Annotated in this window: 15 protein-coding genes; 8 read left to right on the forward strand and 7 right to left on the reverse strand. The window is 64.2% G+C overall.

The window, feature by feature from the left end:
• Positions 1-32: 32 nt before the first annotated feature.
• Positions 33-1,415 carry a lipase family alpha/beta hydrolase gene (locus D3880_RS20970; RefSeq protein WP_119895346.1) on the forward strand — a complete coding sequence of 461 codons (1,383 nt, stop codon included), beginning with the start codon at positions 33-35 and terminating at the stop codon, positions 1,413-1,415.
• Positions 1,416-1,732: 317 nt separating this feature from the next.
• Here D3880_RS20970 and D3880_RS20980 read toward each other — a convergent pair whose 3' ends face one another.
• The 7 genes from D3880_RS20980 to D3880_RS21005 all read right to left on the reverse strand — a co-directional run bounded on the left by D3880_RS20980 (position 1,733) and on the right by D3880_RS21005 (position 7,156).
• Positions 1,733-1,924, reverse strand: coding sequence for a toxin-antitoxin system protein (locus tag D3880_RS20980; protein WP_119895348.1), 192 nt, complete (start codon positions 1,922-1,924; stop codon positions 1,733-1,735).
• Entirely contained in the window at positions 1,921-2,757 is an 837-nt protein-coding gene (locus D3880_RS22825; protein WP_162935027.1) for a hypothetical protein, read from the reverse strand. Before D3880_RS22825 ends, D3880_RS20980 begins: the two co-directional genes overlap by 4 nt.
• A complete protein-coding gene (locus tag D3880_RS20990) occupies positions 2,754-4,472 on the reverse strand; it encodes a DUF3987 domain-containing protein (protein ID WP_119895349.1) in 1,719 nt (572 codons plus the stop codon). Before D3880_RS20990 ends, D3880_RS22825 begins: the two co-directional genes overlap by 4 nt.
• Entirely contained in the window at positions 4,469-4,864 is a 396-nt protein-coding gene (locus D3880_RS20995) for a virulence-associated protein E (protein ID WP_238474382.1), read from the reverse strand. The genes D3880_RS20990 and D3880_RS20995 overlap by 4 nt, the downstream gene beginning before the upstream one ends.
• Positions 4,855-4,995 carry a hypothetical protein gene (locus D3880_RS22830; protein WP_162935028.1) on the reverse strand — a complete coding sequence of 47 codons (141 nt, stop codon included), beginning with the start codon at positions 4,993-4,995 and terminating at the stop codon, positions 4,855-4,857. The genes D3880_RS20995 and D3880_RS22830 overlap by 10 nt, the downstream gene beginning before the upstream one ends.
• Before the next feature lie 3 nt (positions 4,996-4,998).
• The gene (locus tag D3880_RS21000) at positions 4,999-5,196 is read right to left on the reverse strand and encodes a helix-turn-helix transcriptional regulator (protein WP_119895350.1); all 198 of its coding nucleotides are present in this window, start codon (positions 5,194-5,196) and stop codon (positions 4,999-5,001) included.
• Positions 5,197-5,746: 550 nt separating this feature from the next.
• Positions 5,747-7,156, reverse strand: a complete 1,410-nt coding sequence (locus D3880_RS21005) for a tyrosine-type recombinase/integrase (RefSeq protein WP_119895351.1) — start codon at positions 7,154-7,156, stop codon at positions 5,747-5,749.
• A 575-nt stretch (positions 7,157-7,731) separates the two neighbouring features.
• On the opposite strand from D3880_RS21005, the gene D3880_RS21010 reads away from it, so the two are divergent.
• From D3880_RS21010 to D3880_RS21040, 7 genes are all read left to right on the forward strand, one after another.
• Entirely contained in the window at positions 7,732-9,540 is a 1,809-nt protein-coding gene (locus D3880_RS21010) for a sensor histidine kinase (protein ID WP_119895352.1), read from the forward strand.
• Complete coding sequence (gene dctD, locus D3880_RS21015; RefSeq protein ID WP_119895353.1) at positions 9,537-10,919, forward strand: two-component system response regulator DctD; 1,383 nt, start codon at positions 9,537-9,539, stop codon at positions 10,917-10,919. Before D3880_RS21010 ends, dctD begins: the two co-directional genes overlap by 4 nt.
• 410 nt (positions 10,920-11,329) lie before the next feature.
• Positions 11,330-12,757, forward strand: coding sequence for an arginine-ornithine antiporter (arcD, locus tag D3880_RS21020; protein WP_119895354.1), 1,428 nt, complete (start codon positions 11,330-11,332; stop codon positions 12,755-12,757).
• A gap of 21 nt (positions 12,758-12,778) precedes the next feature.
• Positions 12,779-14,035: an arginine deiminase gene (arcA, locus tag D3880_RS21025; RefSeq protein WP_119895355.1), complete on the forward strand. Its 1,257-nt coding sequence runs from the start codon at positions 12,779-12,781 to the stop codon at positions 14,033-14,035.
• 102 nt (positions 14,036-14,137) lie between these two features.
• Entirely contained in the window at positions 14,138-15,148 is a 1,011-nt protein-coding gene (locus tag D3880_RS21030) for an ornithine carbamoyltransferase (protein ID WP_119895356.1), read from the forward strand.
• Positions 15,149-15,220: 72 nt separating this feature from the next.
• Positions 15,221-16,153, forward strand: a complete 933-nt coding sequence (gene arcC, locus D3880_RS21035; protein ID WP_119895357.1) for a carbamate kinase — start codon at positions 15,221-15,223, stop codon at positions 16,151-16,153.
• A gap of 402 nt (positions 16,154-16,555) precedes the next feature.
• Positions 16,556-18,457 carry a beta-ketoacyl synthase gene (locus tag D3880_RS21040; RefSeq protein WP_119895358.1) on the forward strand — a complete coding sequence of 634 codons (1,902 nt, stop codon included), beginning with the start codon at positions 16,556-16,558 and terminating at the stop codon, positions 18,455-18,457.
• The last annotated feature ends 58 nt before the right edge of the window (positions 18,458-18,515 follow it).

Consider the following 18,515-nt stretch of genomic DNA (forward strand, 5'->3'; position numbering starts at 1 on the left):
TGGCTGCATGCCTGTGACACCGTCTTGACCTCATGATCAGCCGCACGCACCTCAAGGCTTCGTTCATGCACTCTGCCGCGCAACTGGTCGCCACGCTCGTACTAGCCGCAGGCCTGTTGGGCTGCAGCGAGTCACCACGTCCCGACCTGAAACGGCTCTACCAACTCAGCAGCCCCCAGGCCGAAACCGCGCCGGTCATCTTGATTCCAGGGGCCTTCGGCACGCGCCTGCGCGACCGGGTCAGCGGCGAAGAAATCTGGCCGGGGTCCTGGTGGCGCATTCTGTTCTCGTCCTATCCGGAACTGGCCCTCGACATCGATCCGCAAACGAATAGGCCGCTCCCCTCGAGACTGGAACCCTCGGGCATTGCCGAGCAGGCGCTACAGCGCGACTTTTACCGCCCGATCCTGCGAACGTTGACGCAATTCGGTGGCTATGTGCGCGCCCAGCCCGGGACGCCGGTGCGCAAGGGCGAGCGCCGCTACTACGTCCTGTCCTACGACTGGCGCCAGGACACCTTGCACAGTGTGCAAGAACTCGATCGGCTGATCGAGGCTGTGCGTCGTGACTACGCCGATCCTGCGCTACGGGTCAACCTCGTAGCGCACAGCATGGGTGGCCTTATCGCACGTTATTACCTGCGCTTTGGCACCCGCGACGTGCTGGACGGCGAGCCTCACCAGGTGACCATGGACGGTGCGCCGCAGGTGCGCAATCTGGTGTTGCTGGGCACACCCAATGGGGGATCGGTCAGCTCGTTGCACGCCTTCATCGGTGGCGAAAAGGTCGGTCTGGGGCGTATTTCACCACGCACGCTGGCCACCTTTCCCAGCGGCTACCAGCTGTTTCCCCACCCGCTCAACACCTGGCTGGTGGACATCGAAGGTAAGCCGCGCCACGACGACTTGTTCGACCCCAAGACCTGGCAGAGCATGGCCTGGTCAATCTACGCACCCAGCCTGGCCGCCGCTGTCGACGCACCGGTGATGCAACGCTATTTCGCCTATAACCTGGAGCGCGCACGTCGTTTGGCTTGGATGCTCTCCGTGGCCGAGCCGGTGTCGCCGATCCGCTACGTGCTGTTTGGTGGCGGCTGCCACATGACGCCTGCACGGCTCCTGGTGGAACAGCGCGATGGGCGCGACACGGTACGCCTCACGCCAGCGGACATTGCTGCACCCCGGCCCGGTGTGCCTTACGACGAGCTGATGATCGAGCCAGGTGATGGACGCGTCACCAAGCCGTCGCTGCTGGCACGCGAGACGCTGGACCCAGGCGTACCACAGAATGAGGACAGCTTTCTGCCGGTCGCTTATGCGTTTTTCCTGTGCGAGAACCACACTGACCTGACCAGCAACATCAATTTTCAGGACAACCTGCTCAATGTGCTCCTGTCGAACCAACCCCGGCCCTGAAGTCAGCTCCGTAGGGGGGAAATCGACTTGTGGAACGGCGCGCCGAGTCGGACAAACAGATCGGTGATAGTGTCTTGGTAGGCGGGTTGGGCGTGGCGAGAGGGCATGACAGGCTCCTCATTAGGTGACCATCTTGAGGCTAGCATGCACGCGCTGAGCTGCTGATCGCCGGCCAGCCTGCTGGCAGTCGCGCCACTCCAGGTTTTGATAGTGCTCCACGTCGACACGGTCAGCATTTGGGCGCTCGGAGCCCCCTTCGCGCGCGTACGCGCGCGTACTTGTCACTAAATCATCAAAGTGTTGTTCCACTCACTGAATCATCCAAGCCTGTCGCGGGCTAGTTTCTCCTCGATGGCCAGACGCACGAACTCTGAGCGGTTGCCGGCGGCAGGGTGCAGGCTGCCGTAGGGGTAGTCGATCAGCCGGTCGATCGCCTCGATGACGGCGATTTCCACGGACACGATCAGCCGTTCCTTGGCCTTGTCGCCAAACAGGCGGTTCTTGCTCATGGTGCTGACTCCAGTGGGGTGCGCTCATAGGTGGAGTGCAGATCGGCGCCGGTTACACAGTGCCGGCCCGTCGGGGCGTGGCAGTCGCGGCAGGACCATAGGTGGTTGTGGAAGGCATCTCGGGCGGTGATCCACGCCAGCGAGGCGGTGGCCGCCGTGGCGACGTGGAGGGCGGTTGCCAGTGTCTCCGGTGCGGCCACGCACTCTGCGCTCACCTGTCTGTTCGCAGGCCGCCAGTGCAGGCCGGATCGGATCAGGTTGGCCACGGCGCGCGGAGGCTGGTGCTGCTGCGACTCGATGTCGTGCAGGTCGAGATAGCCCCACTCCAGCAGGTATGTCGGCGAGCACTCCAGCAGGCGGGCGACTCGGGCCAGCCAGGTGTCGCGGCTCCCCACCAGCGGCGGCACATCAGCCGTCGGGGGAAGCCTGCCGGCCACGGCCTGGATGGCCTCATCATCGCTCAGCACGCGCTCCATGCCAGGCACAGGTACCACGGCCAGAAGGGCATCACCGTATCGGCGGCGAGCCTCCTGCTCGATTGCCGCAGAGGTCTGGTGTCCGCAGCTCTGGACGATCTCGCCGGAATCCAGCACCAGCAAGTGGAGCCAATGCTCCATGTGCGGGGCAGGCATCTCGCCCACTTTCTCCGGCTCAATGCCCTGCGGATCGGTCAATGCGCGCAGGAACTCGACGATCTCCGGACGCTTAGCTTTGATCAGCGCCAATAGCTCGGGCGACGGTGGATGGTCGGCCCTACAGAGCAGGCGATCACCTTCCAGCACCACCATCACGCCTTCGGCCCTCGCCAGGCCCAGCACTTCGAAGACGCTCATACCTCAACCTCGAAAGCGAACTCGCATTGGTACTCGGCTCGGGGCATTGCGACAGGCCAGGCGCGCGCGTTCAGAATGAGTGCGGAATCTGCGGATTCTGCGGAAGGTCCCGGATTTACTGGAGGTTGCGGGTGCGGAGAAAGTGCGGAGAGGTGCGGATTTTCTGCGGGCTGCCCTCCGACTGCCGACGAGCCCCGCAGGTTTTCCGCATTCCTCCGCACTTCTTCCTCAGTCCCCAAGCCGTGCCACTGCTGGGCTTCCGCACTTTCCGCACTTTCCGCACAGCTGACGAGCCGAAACGACTTCCCGTCTGCTGTCCGCAGCCAGCGGTATTCGACCAGCACGGCCAACAGGTCGTCGCGACGCTTGGCCCTTCGCACAACAGGGGGGCCGGCCTTGCCCAGCTTGTCGCGGTGGAACTCAACCCAGCCCTTCTGGCGCAGCCAATTGAGAAGCTGCTGTGCCTGCTGCAAGCGCGAGTCTATGCGTTCCTTGTCGGTGTAGCGCAGCCACTCGCCCAGCGAGTATCGGACCAGCCCGCACGCCCGACGCATGCACTCGCCGTCGATCCAGTCATAGCCCTCGAAGAACGCCAGCACGGCGGCCAGGCGCCGTACCAGCTCGCCCGCACGACTAGCAAAGGGGCGCAGGCCGGCATAGCTGCCCAACGCACCCTGCTCGCTCTCGATCTCGTTGTAGAACGACAGCCATTCGCGGTCGGCGGCGGCATCCATCGACAGAACAGGCGGCTTAACCTCGCCAGAGAGGACGTCGATAGCCGCTTCGCTGGTCAGGATCTGCTGACTACGCTCCCAATAGCGCTGCAAGCGCGCGTCGGAATAGCTCTTGCGCGCCAGTTGGGACGAGGTCAGCAGTCGCGTGCCGGCCAGCGATTCGGGACTGGCGAACAGGAAACGTGGCAGGAAGCCTTGGCCACGTAGCAACGGGTCGCCCAGCGCTTCGGCCACGGTCACGGGCTGGGCCATCAGGTGCAGGGTCAGCCGGCGCTGATCGACGGTCCCGCTGCCCTCCTGGTTGCCGTGGGAGCGGGTGCGCTCGACGTAGCCGGTATCAAATAGCTTGACCAGGCCGCCCAGAGTGGCGGCGCGGGTGTCGGCCTTGAGCGAAGCCCCGCCCAGCACCTGCCCGCCTTCGTCGGTGTCCCAGGCAGCGGCAGGCATGCCCCGCACGAAGTCGCCGGTGAGGCGCTCGAAGGTGGCGTCCGTGTACTGAGTGCGCGGATCGCGCGGCAGCGGGTTTTCGTCCAGATACTCGCCCCGATCCTTGCCGCTCAAGCCGTTGGCGGCGGTGAGGATGGCATCGACCTTGGCCTTGTGTCGGGTACGAGCCTCGCGCTCGGCATCGTCTATCGGCTTGAAGGCCAGACGTCGACACTCGCTCTTGCGATCCCCCGACTCGCCCAGGGTCAGCAGGAACAGGGACGCTGGCATGCCGTCCGGGTTGTGCAAATGCGGGGCGTTCACGCGAGTCTGCGCCAGGTAGGCAGCCGCACCGACGACGCACTGCGCAGCCAGCGCCATCGGCGCCTGGACATGCTCGGCAATGGCCTTGGCTGCGTCGCGCAGCACGTCGGGCAATAGGTCTACCGAATAGGGGGCTGCCGACGCGGTATCGGGCAGCAGGGGCAGTGGCGCGGGATCGATGGGCTGCTGGTCAATCTCGGCCCACTGGTCGGCATAGTCTTTATCGCTCATGCGGGCACTCCCAGTTTCGACAGGCGACGGCGGGCCAGCTCAAGGCGGGCTTGGTGCTCGGAGTTGAGAGTGTGGCCTTGGGCAACCAGCCCCATGGCGCAGGCAATGATGGCCTTCTCGCGCTCGATGGCTTGGCGGCTCGGGCCAGATCGGCGCGGCTTGCCCGAGCCAGGAAACAGGTCACGCAACCCCAGCCCCATGGCAGACATGATCTCGGCAGCCGAACAGCCGGCCCAGCACTTGAGCAGGACGGTGCCGTCCTGGGTTTCGCTGATCTTGAGCGACGGAGTCCTGTCGTCATGCGCAGGACAGCAGGCGACCCACTGTCCGGGTTTGGTCTGCTTCACCTTGCCCATGGCCGACAGCAGGCGGTCGATCGGCATCAGTTCCATAGTTGCACCTCGATAGCGAGCAGTAGCGCCAGCGATTCGCCGTTGAATTGCAGCGACAGCAGCAGATCCAAGGCTTTTTTCAGGCAAGTCGAACCCGTCGCCACCGATTGGCAGCGTTGAATGTCAGGCATGGGTTAGCCTTCCTGAGCGATCAGGAAAGCATCAACGGCAGCGGTGTCCCAGCGCACGGAACGCCCGAAGCGGATCGGCGCAGGAAAGCCCTCAGCCTGCGACCAGCGCCACCAGGTGGTGCGGCTTACTTGGTACTTGGTGCAGAGCTGCGCGGCAGTAGCGAGCGCGCCAGGGATTGGCAGGTTGGGAATTTGAGTCATGATCGATTTCTCCTAAATACGGAAAAACCGAGGGGTGACAGCACCACCAGTGGTCAGGCTTTTGCCGTCAAGTAGATTGACAACTTGCAACCGCTTAACCATTGGTAATACAGTCTCATGCGCGTCAAGTTTCTTGTCGCGCAAATAAGCAGAAGACCTTCAAAACTTCGCTTACCCTCGGGATTTGTGTACTGGCCTAGCCGGCATGCAAAGGACGCGGTTAACGTCCCCTCCCGAAACGGCCCCGGTACGGCAAATACCGGGGCTTTTCTTTGTCTGCATTCCAGCGGCGACAACATTACCCGCAAAGCCCAGCCATAGTGCGCAGGGCGTTGCATCTGGTCATGTATGCCTAGCCAGTGGCCGCATAGTAGCGAGCCGTTTCAAAGTGGCGCAAGGGTTGACTTGTGGATAAGACCCTGCAGGCCCCGACAACCCTGTAGATGGCCTGTGGATATCCTGCTTAAAATGATGTGCATGGACCGAGACGCTCCCCTTCAAGCCATATACTGCGCGGGATAGCGCCTTTCGTCGCTTGCCCTGCGCCGGATCAATTCCTCCTCTTCGACAACAGCACCACGTTGTCGGCCTGCTCCTCCCCCAGCACCTTGGCAAGCGCCCGCTCGAGCAGTTCGATGGCGCGCTGCTTCTCCGGTAGCGCCGCCTCGGGGTTGTTACGGTAGTGCAGATTCGCCACGCCGGTCTGGCCGTGCGCTTGCAGCAGGTCGGACAGTTGGTCGCTGACGCCGTGACGCTGCATCAGTTGAGCGCAAGTGCGGCGCAAGTCGCGCGGCGAGAAGCTGGGCGTCTGCTTCCCGTCGATAACCGCGTGCTCTGACTTCAGCCAGTCGGCTATGGCATGGCGCGGACTGCTGACGACAATGTGCTGCTTTCCGGTGGTGGTCCACGGCCAGGGGTGGCAACCGTTAATCTCCCGCACGCGCTCCAGAATGGTGACAGCTCGCTCGGTCAACGGGACAAGGTGAGGTCTGCTCATTGCTTGGCCTCCGCGCCCTTTGCGGTGGATCAGGCGCACGGTGCCGGCCTCCAGATCGTAGTCATCCCAGGTGGTCTGGCAGACGTTGAAGATGCGCTGGCCGCCCGTGGCAATGACGAACTTGAACAACAGCGCCATGACCGGCCCCACGCCTTCGGTGATCTCAATGGTTCCCCAGAGCTGGCGCAGCTCGGCATCCAACAGCGCCCGGGTAGCCGGTGCCGACACCTTCTCAACTGCAACCACGGTGGCGGGGTTGCTCTCCAGGCTGTAGCTCTTGGCGCTCGACCTGCCGACCGCGTTCTCGGCGCGCAGACCATGATTGAAAGCCGCCGACAGGAACGAACGCATACGTTCGGCCTGCACCTTTGCGCCGCGATCCCAGATCAAATTGAGAATGGCGAGGATGTGGTCGGGGCGAATGTCGCGCGCCTTCATCGCCATGATGCTGGGGTGCGGAGTCAGCATGTTGGTCTGATACAGCCGCTCCAGTTCCTTGACTACGCCGGGTGTGGCCTTCTCCCGGCGCGATTCGATGTAGTCGAGAAATAGCTCCCCGAAGGTGCCGCGCGATGCTTCGATCTCGGCTAGGCGCTGGCGCTCTCGGGTTTCCTCCTCCGCCTTCAGGCGTGCCGCTTCGGCGTCTGCGCCCAGCTTCGCCAGGTACGCCTTAACGTCGCCGTGCGCTTTGGCTATCTGCGCCATTGCGGCGGCCTTGTCGCGCAGCTCCGGCAGGGTGAAGCCGATTTCCCGCGCGGTGCGCCGATATGCGCCCAGCTTGACCAGCACTTGTTTGCCGGCATGGTGATAGCGGTAGTAACAGGACGGCGGGCCATCGTTCGGACGCTTGAACACCAGCGCCCCAGTGCCGCGCCCAGGCAGGCTCTCGACCAGCGGCGAGCTGCCGGGCGTCATAGCCCGCACCTTTTGGTCATTCACGGTCTTCGATGCGTTGCTCGCCATTGATCGCCCCTCAGTCTTGGTCACAGCTTCTCGACGCTTGGTCACAGCTTTGGTCACAGCTTCTCGGTTAGCTGAAGGCTACAACGTGCAACGGGACGAAACAACGAAATAAGTGAAATCCGTTGTTTATCAATGACTTTGGTTGATTTTTGTTATCGAATGAATCATGGAAAAACGCCGGGACAAGCCGCTTGTAATCAGTAGGTCCCGGGTTCGATTCCTGGTGCCGGCACCATTTAAAACAAAGGCCTGCAGCGATGCAGGCCTTTTGTTCTTTCGGGGCCGCAAAAATTCGCCGCCCCTCGCAGTCACTCTGCACAGCCAAGCATGCAACCACGGCATAGCTTGCTCGTAACTCCAGAAGCCATCTGGCCCCTCTTCATGGATCGAAGGCGCGCTCCAGCAAAATGAGCGTCTCGCGAATCATCCAGCGGCAACCTGGAAAGAATCGACCAGCACCCTTCCCGGTCCCCCTGATAGTGAGCTAATGCGGTTCTGGCTCATTCCCCAGCGGTCCCCATCCAGATTCAATCTCGAGCAGGCATAATGCCTGGGAACCCCGGACGTCACGAACCATGGCTACCGCGATACCTCGTCGCCCGCGCTGGCGCACCCTGCTACTCCTGGCCCTGCTACTGACCCCGCTGCTGTGGCCGGTGAAGTATTTCGCCGAGCGCCATTACAGCAACCAGTTGGCCGAGCAGAATCGCCAGACCCTCGACCTGTATGTCGCCAACCTGCTCGGCACGCTGCGGCGCTTCGAGGTGCTGCCGAACATCCTCGGTGATCTGCCAGCCCTGCGCAGCCTGCTCGCCGAGCCGGCTGACCCGAGTCGAGCAGAGGCCGCCAACCGCCTGCTGGCGCGGGTGCGGATGGATACCGGGGCGGATGTGATCTACCTGATGGACCCGGCCGGCAAGGCGCTGGCCACGTCCAACTGGGATCAGGCCGACAGCTTCATCGGCCGCAGCTTCGCCTTCCGGCCTTATTACCGCGAGGCGCTCGCCGGCAAGCGCGCCGGTTTCTTCGGCCTCGGCACCACGTCGGGCAAGCGCGGCTACTACTATGCCGCGCCGATCAGTGGCAACGGCCGAGTGCTGGGCATTCTGGTGGTCAAGGTCGATCTGGACGACACCGAAACCCTCTGGGGCAAAACGCCCGAACAGCTATTGGTCACCGATGGCAACGGCGTGGTGATCCTCACCTCGCGGCCCGCCTGGCGCTTTCGGGCCAGCCGTCCGTTGAGCGCGGCGGAAAGCCGACGCATCGCCGCCGACCAGCCCTATCCCACCGTCACGCCGCCGCCGCTGAGCCTCGACGAGCCGGCCTGGCTGATCCAGGGCCGCACACTGGCGGAAACCGGCTGGACCGTGAGCATCCTCGCCCCGCGCGCGCTGGTCGAGCGCCCGGTGCGTACCGCGCTGGTCATCGGCGGCGCCACCCTGCTGGTGCTCCTGCTGCTGCTCGGCCTGCTGATGCAGCGCCGTCGTCATTACCTCGAGCGCATCGCCCTCGATGCCCGCGCCCGGCGCGAGCTGGAAATGCGTGTGCTGGAGCGCACCCGCGATCTGGAAACGCTGAACAGCCGGCTGAAAGAGGAAGTGCTGGAGCGCGAACAGGCGCAGCAGGAACTGCTGCGCGCCCAGGACGAACTGGTGCAGGCCGGCAAGCTCTCCGCCCTCGGCACCATGTCGGCGAGCATCAGCCATGAGCTCAACCAGCCGCTGGCGGCGATCCGCAGCTATGCGGAAAACACCGGCGTGCTGCTCGATCATGGCCGCAGCGACGACGCCCGCGGCAACCTCAAGCTGATCGGCGAGCTGACATCGCGCATGGCCTCGATCATCGCCCACCTGCGCGCCTTCGCCCGCCGCGACCGCCATGCGCCGGAGAGCATGGCCCTGCAACCGGCACTGGACGATGCCCTGGCGCTGCTGGCCAAGCGCCGGCGGGCGATGGACGTCGAACTAATCCGCGACCTGCCGGCCGCCACGCTCTGGGTCCAGGCCGGCGAAACGCGCCTGCGCCAGGTCCTCGGCAACCTGCTGGCCAACGCCCTCGATGCCCTGATCGAGAAGGCCCCACCGCGACGCCTCTGGCTCAGCGCCACCCGGGACGCCGAAGGCGTCACCCTGACCCTGCGCGACAACGGCCCGGGCTTCTCCGCCGAAGCCCTGGCGCGCGCCCGCGAGCCGTTCTTCACCACCAAGACCAGCGCCCAGGGCCTGGGCCTCGGCCTGGCGATTTGCGATACCCTGATGCGTGCGCTCGACGGCGAGCTGTTGCTGGCCAATCACCCCGAGGGCGGCGCGCTGCTGACCCTGCGCCTGCGCGCGGCCGAGCCCGGCGTCAACCTTCAGCCCCCCGAGGACATTCCGGCATGACCATGGACGCCATCGACGACCGCACCCAAGTGTTGCTGATCGACGACGACCCGCATTTGCGCCAGGCCCTCGCCCAGACCCTCGATCTGGCCGGCCTCAAGGTGGTCAGCTTGGGCGATGCCCGTGGCCTCGGCGCGCGCATCGGCCGCGACTGGCCGGGCGTGGTGGTCAGCGATATCCGCATGCCCGGCATCGACGGCCTGCAACTGCTCGCCCAGCTGCACGAACAGGATGCACAGCTGCCGGTGCTGCTGATCACCGGCCATGGCGACGTGCCGCTGGCGGTGCAGGCGATGCGCGCCGGCGCCTACGATTTCCTCGAGAAGCCCTTCGCCAACGATGCCCTGCTCGACAGCGTGCGCCGGGCCCTGGAAGTACGCCGCCTGGTGCTCGACAACCGCAGCCTGCGTCTGGCCCTGGCCGACCGCCAGCAACTCGATGCGCGTCTGATCGGCCGCTCGCCGGCGATCCAGCGCCTGCGCGAGCAGATCGGCGCGCTGGCGGCGATCAACACCGACGTGCTGATCCTCGGCGAAACCGGCGCTGGCAAGGAGGTGGTGGCGCGCGCCCTGCACGATCTGTCCGCCCGCCGCAACGGCCCGTTCGTGGCCATCAACGCCGGCGCACTGGCCGAGTCGGTGGTCGAGAGCGAGCTGTTCGGCCACGAGCCGGGCGCCTTCACCGGCGCGCAGAAACGCCGGATCGGCAAGTTCGAATTCGCCAATGGCGGCACCCTGTTCCTCGACGAGATCGAGAGCATGAGCCTCGACGTGCAGGTCAAGCTGCTGCGCCTGCTCCAGGAGCGGCTGGTCGAGCGTCTGGGCGGCAACCAGCTGATCAAGCTGGATATCCGCGTCATCGCCGCGACCAAGGACGACTTGCGTCAGGCCGCCGACCAGGGGCGCTTCCGCGCCGACCTCTATTACCGCCTGAATGTCGCGCCGCTACGCATCCCGCCGCTGCGTGAACGCGGCGAGGATGCCCTGCTGCTGTTCCAGCACTATGCCGACGCCGCCAGTGCCCGCCATGGCCTGCCAGCCAGTTCCCTGCAACCGGTGCAGCGCGCCATGCTGTTGCGCTACGACTGGCCGGGCAATGTGCGGGAGCTACAGAACGCCGCCGAACGCTTCGCCCTTGGCCTCGATCTCGGCCTGACTGCGGATGGCCCTACACCCGACCCGGTCAGCAGCGGCGGCTTGAGCGCACAGGTGGAAGCTTATGAGCGGGCGCTGATCGCCGCCGAACTGGCGCGGGCGCACGGCTCGCTGCGCAGCCTGGCCGAAGCCCTCGGCATTCCGCGCAAGACCCTGCACGACAAACTGCGCAAGCATGGCCTGAGCTTCACCGACAGCGACAGCGCGGCCACCGATCCGGACTGAGGCTTGTCAGTCAGACAAACCGCACCTGTCAGCCCCGCAACACTATCGGCAACCTCCTGCGCCGCCCTCCACCTTCCTGGCAGTGCCGTTTCAGCCGCTTCGCGAAGAATCGTGAACGCGCAAATCCGGCAACTTTCAGCACAATAAATGGCATTTGGCCACTAACTCGTGCCACTCCGCATCCTTGCAGAGTCTGGAAAGTTAGCTAGGTTTGATTACACTGCGATGGAAATCGCTGTCGCCGGAGGCTCTAGAACGCCGCTTTCCGGATGCCATCAAGTTGCAATGACTGTCGGGCTATTTGATCAGGGAGTGGAAATAGTGAGACAGCTATTGACCCAAGTCATCACCCCCTCCGCTACGCCCGCGCTTAATTGACGACGAATTCTTCCCTGGATTGGAGGTATGCAATGTCACAGTCCGCTCAGAAACTACGACTCGGTGCATTAGTCGCCCTGGTAGTGGGCTCAATGGTGGGAGGCGGGATCTTTTCCCTGCCGCAAAACATGGCCGCGAGCGCCGATGTCGGCGCCGTGCTGATTGGTTGGGCGATCACCGCCGTCGGCATGCTCACCCTGGCCTTCGTGTTCCAAACCCTGGCCAACCGCAAGCCGGATCTGGATGGCGGGGTGTACGCCTACGCCAAGGCCGGTTTCGGTGACTACATGGGCTTCTCCTCGGCCTGGGGTTACTGGATCAGTGCCTGGCTCGGCAACGTCGGCTACTTCGTCCTGCTGTTCAGCACCCTCGGTTTCTTCTTCCCGATGTTCGGCGAAGGCAACACCGTGGCCGCCATCATCGGCGCGTCCATTCTGCTCTGGGCCGTGCACTTCCTGGTCCTGCGCGGGATCAAGGAAGCGGCGTTCATCAACCTGGTCACCACCGTCGCCAAGGTGGTGCCGTTGGTGCTGTTCATCCTGATCTGCTTCTTCGCCTTCAAACTGGACATCTTCACCACCGACATCTGGGGGGCGAGCAACCCCGACCTCGGCAGCGTGATGAACCAGGTGCGCAACATGATGCTGGTCACCGTCTGGGTGTTCATCGGCATCGAGGGCGCGAGCATCTTCTCGGCCCGTGCGGAAAAGCGCTCCGACGTCGGCAAGGCCACCATCATCGGCTTCATCTCCGTGTTGCTGTTGCTGGTGCTGGTCAACGTGCTGTCCCTCGGCATCATGACTCAGCCGGAACTGGCCAAGCTGCAGAACCCGTCGATGGCCGCCGTGCTCGAGCATGTCGTCGGCCACTGGGGCGCGGTGCTGATCAGCGTCGGCTTGGTCATCTCCCTGCTCGGCGCCCTGCTGTCCTGGGTGCTGCTGTGTGCGGAAATCATGTTCGCCGCCGCCAAAGACCACACCATGCCGGAGTTCCTGCGCAAGGAAAACGCCAACAACGTGCCGGCCAATGCGCTGTGGCTGACCAACGCCTGCGTCCAGGTGTTCCTCATCATCACCCTGTTCAGTGCCAGCACTTACCTGTCGCTGATCTACCTCGCCACCTCGATGATCCTGGTGCCCTACCTGTGGTCGGCGGCCTACGCCGTACTCCTCCCGGCACGCGGCGAGACCTACGAAACCGACTCCCGCGACCGCAACAAGGACCTGATCATCGGCCTGATTGCGCTGATCTACGCGGTCTGGCTGCTGTATGCCGGCGGGATGAAATACCTGCTGCTGTCGGCCCTGCTCTACGCCCCCGGCGTCATCCTGTTCGCCAAGGCCAAGCGTGAACTCGGCCAGCCGATCTTCACCCATGTCGAGAAGCTGATCTTCGCCGCCGTAGTAATCGGCGCTGCAGTGGCCGCCTACGGCCTCTACTCCGGCTTCCTGACCCTGTAATTTGCAAGGAGAACCACTGTCATGACCACTGAAAAAGTCAAACTGGGCGTCCATTCCGAAGCCGGCAAGCTGCGCAAGGTGATGGTCTGCTCCCCCGGCCTGGCGCACCTGCGCCTGACCCCGAACAACTGCGACGAGCTGCTGTTCGACGACGTGATCTGGGTCAGCCAGGCCAAGCGCGACCACTTCGACTTCATCACCAAGATGCGCGAGCGTGGTGTCGACGTGGTGGAGATGCACAACCTGCTGGAAGAGACGGTGCAGAACAAGGAAGCCCTGAAGTGGATCCTTGATCGCAAGCTCACCCCCAACAGCGTCGGCCTCGGCCTGCAGAACGAAGTGCGCGCCTTCGTCGAAGGCCTGGAGCCACGCCGGATCGCCGAATTCCTCATCGGCGGCGTGTCCGGCGCCGACCTGGCCAAGCACAAGGATTCCGAAGCGGCGAAGATGTTCAACGCCTATCTGGGCGAATCCAGCTTCATCTTCCCGCCCCTGCCGAACACCCAGTTCACCCGCGACACCACCTGCTGGATCTATGGTGGCGTGACCCTCAACCCGATGTACTGGCCGGCCCGGCGCCAGGAAACCCTGCTGGCCACCGCCATCTACAAGTTCCACCAAGACTTCGCTAACGCCGACTTCAAGGTCTGGTACGGCGACCCCGACCTCGACCACGGCGCCGCCACCCTCGAAGGCGGTGACGTGATGCCGATCGGCAACGGCACCGTGCTGATCGGCATGGGCGAACGCACTTCGCACCAGGCCATCGGCCAAGTCGCCCAAGCGCTGTTCAAGCACGGCGCCGCCGAGCGCGTGGTGGTCGCCGGCCTGGGCAAATCCCGCGCGGCGATGCACCTGGACACGGTGTTCAGCTTCTGCGATCGCGACCTGGTGACCGTCTTCCCGGAGGTGGCCTACCAGATCGTGCCGTTCGTCCTGCGTCCGGATGAAAGCCGTCCGGGTGGCATCGACGTACGTCGCGAGAACAAGCCCTTCCTCGACGTGGTCGCCGAATCGCTGAACCTGAAAAAACTGCGCGTGGTGGAAACCGGCGGCGACAGCTTCGAAGCCGAACGCGAGCAGTGGGACGACGGCAACAACGTAGTCGCCCTGGAGCCCGGCGTGGTGGTCGGCTACGACCGCAACACCTACACCAACACCCTGCTGCGCAAAGCCGGGGTGGAAGTGGTCACCATCAGCGCCAGCGAACTCGGCCGCGGCCGTGGCGGCGGCCACTGCATGACCTGCCCGATCATCCGCGACCCGATCGACTACTAACCCAACTGTAACTATCGGCGGCCCAACCTGGGCCGCCTGCCCCGCCAGCTTCAAGCAGTTCTGACGGAGCCAGTTTCCAGCTGCCTTTAAGGAGAAAGATCAATGGCTTTCAATCTGCACAACCGCAACCTGCTCAGCCTGATGCACCACAGCCCGCGCGAGCTGCGCTTCATGCTGGACCTCTCGCGCGACCTGAAGCGCGCCAAATACACCGGTACCGAACAGCAACACCTGAAGCGCAAGAACATCGCGTTGATCTTCGAGAAAACCTCCACCCGCACCCGCTGCGCCTTCGAGGTGGCAGCCTATGACCAGGGCGCCAATGTCACCTACATCGACCCAAACTCCTCGCAAATCGGCCACAAAGAGAGCATGAAGGACACCGCCCGCGTGCTCGGCCGCATGTACGACGCCATCGAGTACCGCGGCTTCAAGCAGGAGATCGTCGAAGAGCTGGCGAAATATGCCGGCGTCCCGGTATTCAACGGCCTGACCGACGAGTACCACCCGACCCAGATGATCGCCGACGTGCTGACCATGCGTGAGCACAGCGACAAGCCCTTGCACGACATCAGCTACGCCTACCTCGGCGACGCCCGCAACAACATGGGTAACTCCCTGCTGCTGATCGGCGCCAAGCTCGGCATGGACGTGCGCATCGGCGCGCCGAAAGAACTCTGGCCGGAAGAGGACTTCATCGAACAATGCCAAGCCTTCGCCAAGGACAGCGGCGCGCGCATCACCCTCACCGAAGACGCCAAGGCCGCGGTCAAGGGCGTGGACTTCATCCACACCGACGTCTGGGTATCCATGGGTGAGCCGGTGGAAGCCTGGGGCGAGCGCATCAAGCTGCTGATGCCCTATCAGGTCAACGCCGAGCTGATGAAGGCCGCGGGCAACCCGCGGGTGAAATTCATGCACTGCCTGCCGGCCTTCCACAACAGCGAGACCAAGGTCGGCAAGCAGATCGCCGAGCAGTATCCGCACCTGACCAATGGCATCGAAGTGACCGATGACGTCTTCGAGTCGCCGGCCTGCATCGCCTTCGAGCAGGCAGAGAACCGCATGCACACCATCAAGGCGATCCTGGTTTCGACCCTGGCCGACATCTGACAGCCCTCTCCCCGTTCGGCGCGCCTGAACCGCCCGCCGGGCGGGGATTTTCTTTCTTAGGAGGTACAAACCATGCGCATCGTCATCGCCTTGGGCGGTAACGCGCTGCTGCGTCGTGGCGAACCCATGACCGCGGACAACCAGCGGGTCAACGTGAAAATCGCCGCCGAACAGATCGCCAAGGTCGCGCCGGGCAACGAACTGGTGATCGCCCACGGCAACGGCCCGCAAGTCGGCCTGCTGGCCCTGCAGGGCGCCGCCTACGACGCGTCCAACCCCTACCCGTTGGACGTGCTCGGGGCGGAAACCGAGGGCATGATCGGCTACATGATCGAACAGGAAATGGGCAACCTGCTGCCCTTCGAAGTACCTTTCGCCACCATCCTCACCCAGGTCGAAGTGGACGGCAAAGACCCGGCCTTCCAGAAGCCGACCAAGCCGATCGGCCCGGTCTATCCGAAGGAAGAGGCGGAGCGGCTGGCCAAGGACAAAGGCTGGCACATAGCCCCGGACGGCGACAAGTTCCGCCGCGTGGTCGCCAGCCCGCGGCCCAAGCGCATCTTCGAGATCCGCCCGGTGAAATGGCTGCTGGAGAAAGGCACCATCGTCATCTGCGCCGGCGGTGGCGGCATCCCCACCATGTACGACGAGACCGGCAAGAAGCTCTCCGGCGTCGAGGCGGTGATCGACAAGGATCTGTGCTCCTCGCTGCTGGCCCAGGAACTGAACGCCGATCTGCTGGTAATCGCCACCGACGTCAACGCGGCCTTCATCGACTGGGGCAAGCCGACCCAGAAAGGCATTGCCGAAGCGCACCCGGACGAACTCGAACGCCTCGGCTTCGCCGCCGGCTCCATGGGCCCGAAGGTCCAGGCCGCCAGCGAATTCGCCCAGGCCACCGGCAAGGTCGCGGTGATCGGCTCGCTCGCCGACATCGAAGCCATCGTCCAGGGCAAGGCCGGCACCCGCGTCAGCACCGCCAAGCCCGGCCTCAGCTATTACTGAATGCCCCACCGCGGCCAAGGCAACCTTGGCTGCGGTGCACCCACCCATCGCCACCGTCAGTCGCCTAACAGGCCGTTGAAAAATGTAGACGAGGCAGCCGAGACAAGGCAAAAACGGCCGAAAAAGCGCAGTTTACGTGTTGTAAATGAGCATTTTGAGGCCGTTCTTAACGCCGTATCGGCAACGTAGGTAGTTTTTCAACGGCCTGCTAACCCCGCCACCAATGGCGTGACCGCACGCATTCAGCGTGACTCAGAAGTCACAGTCCTCGTCAGCTAGGCACCCGAATCCTAAGCATGTGAGCCGCCACCGGGCATGTGGCCCATGGCCCGTGCGGCTGTCGCCGCCATCCTGGCCCTCATGTCGCCCGCGCGCTGGTCTATTTGAAGGAGTTGCTGAGTGATGTCTCGTTTACCGGTCATTGTTGGTTTTGGTGGCTATAACGCCGCGGGCCGAAGCTCCTTCCATCACGGCTTCCGCCGCACTGTGATCGAATCCATGGACGCCCAGGCCCGCCAGGAAACCCTGGCCGGCCTGGCGGTGATGATGAAGCTGGTCAAGGTCGTCGACGGCCAGTGGCAATCCGCCGAGGGCGAGGCCCTGTCGCCGGCCGCTATAGAGGACCGCTTCGCCGCGCAGATCCTCGCCTCCACCCTGGTACGCCGCATCGAGAAGCAGTACCTGGATGTCGATGCCGCACACTGGCAGAAGAACCTCAGCATCGGCGGCAACGCTGCCAGCCCGCTGACCTTCGTCACCCAGCGCAAGCAACTGCCCGAACCGCTGCCGGCCAACTGGTCGGTTGAAGCGCTGGAAGGCAATGAAGTGCAGGTCACCCTGCACGGCAGCTGCGACTTCAAGGTCGACAGCTACCGCGCCCTGCCGGTGAAATCCGCCGGCCAGCTGCCCAGCGGCTTCGATCCGGGCGAGCTGTATCATTCGCACTTCCACCCGCGCGGCCTGCAGCTGTCGGTGGTCGGCGCCACCGACGCGCTGCGCTCCACCGGCATCGCCTGGCAGACCATCCTCGAGCATGTGGCGCCGGATGAAGTCGCGGTGTTCTCCGGCAGCATCATGAGCCAGCTCGACGACAACGGCTTCGGCGGCATGCTGCAGTCGCGCCTCAAGGGCGGTCGGGTCAGCGCCAAGCAGTGCCCGCTCGGCCTCAACACCATGCCGGCCGACTTCATCAACGCCTACGTGCTGGGCAGCGTCGGCACCACCGGCAGCGTCACCGGCGCCTGCGCCACCTTCCTCTACAACCTGCAGAAGGCCATCGACCTGATCACCAGCGGGCGCACCCGCGTGGCACTGGTCGGCAATAGCGAGGCACCGATCACCCAGGAGTGCATCGACGGCTACGGCGCCATGAGCGCGCTGGCCACCGAGGACGGCCTGCGCAACGTGCAGGGCGGCGGCGAGGTCGACTTCCGCCGCGCCAGCCGGCCGTTCGGCGACAACTGCGGCTTCACCCTGGCCGAATCCACCCAGTACCTGGTGCTGATGGACGACGCCCTGGCCATGGAGCTGGGCGCCGATGTCCACGGTGCGCCGACCGACGTGTTCATCAACGCCGACGGCTTTAAGAAATCGATCTCCGCTCCCGGCCCGGGCAACTACCTGACCCTGGCCAAGGCGGTGGCCAGCGCCGTGCAACTGGTCGGCCTGGAAGGGGTGCGCCGGCACAGCTTCATCCACGCTCACGGCTCCAGCACCCCGGCCAACCGGGTCACCGAGTCGGAGCTGCTGGACCGCGTCGCCGGTGCCTTCGGCATCGAGCAGTGGCCGGTCACCGCGGTCAAGGCCTTCGTCGGCCACTCGCTGGCGGCCGCCAGTGCCGACCAGGTGATCTCCGCGCTGGGCACCTTCAAGTACGGCATCGTGCCGGGGTTGAAGACCATCGACCGGGTCGCCGACGACGTGCACCGCCAGCACCTGCGCCTGAGCACCACGGACACCCAGGTGAGCGGGCTGGACGTCTGTTTCATCAACTCCAAGGGCTTCGGCGGCAACAACGCCAGCGGCGTGCTGCTGTCGCCGCGCCTGGTGGAGAAGATGCTGCGCAAGCGCTATGGCGACGCCGCGTTCGCCGCCTACAGCCAGCGCCGCGAACAGACCCGCGCCAAGGCCAAGCAATACGACGAACAGGCGCTCAAGGGCCAGTTCGACATCATCTACAACTTCGGCAACGACCTGATCGACGACCAGGCCATCGAACTGGGCACCGAGCAGATCAAAGTGCCAGGCTTCAGCCAGCCGCTGGTTTACCAGAAGGATGAGCGCTACCGCGACATGCTCGACTGAGCTCCGGAAGCTTGAGCACGGCGGCTAAGAACCTGTTTCGGATCTCGCGAGCTAGAGT

The sequence above is a fragment of the Pseudomonas cavernae genome, from assembly GCF_003595175.1.
Classification (GTDB): Bacteria; Pseudomonadota; Gammaproteobacteria; order Pseudomonadales; family Pseudomonadaceae; genus Aquipseudomonas; species Aquipseudomonas cavernae.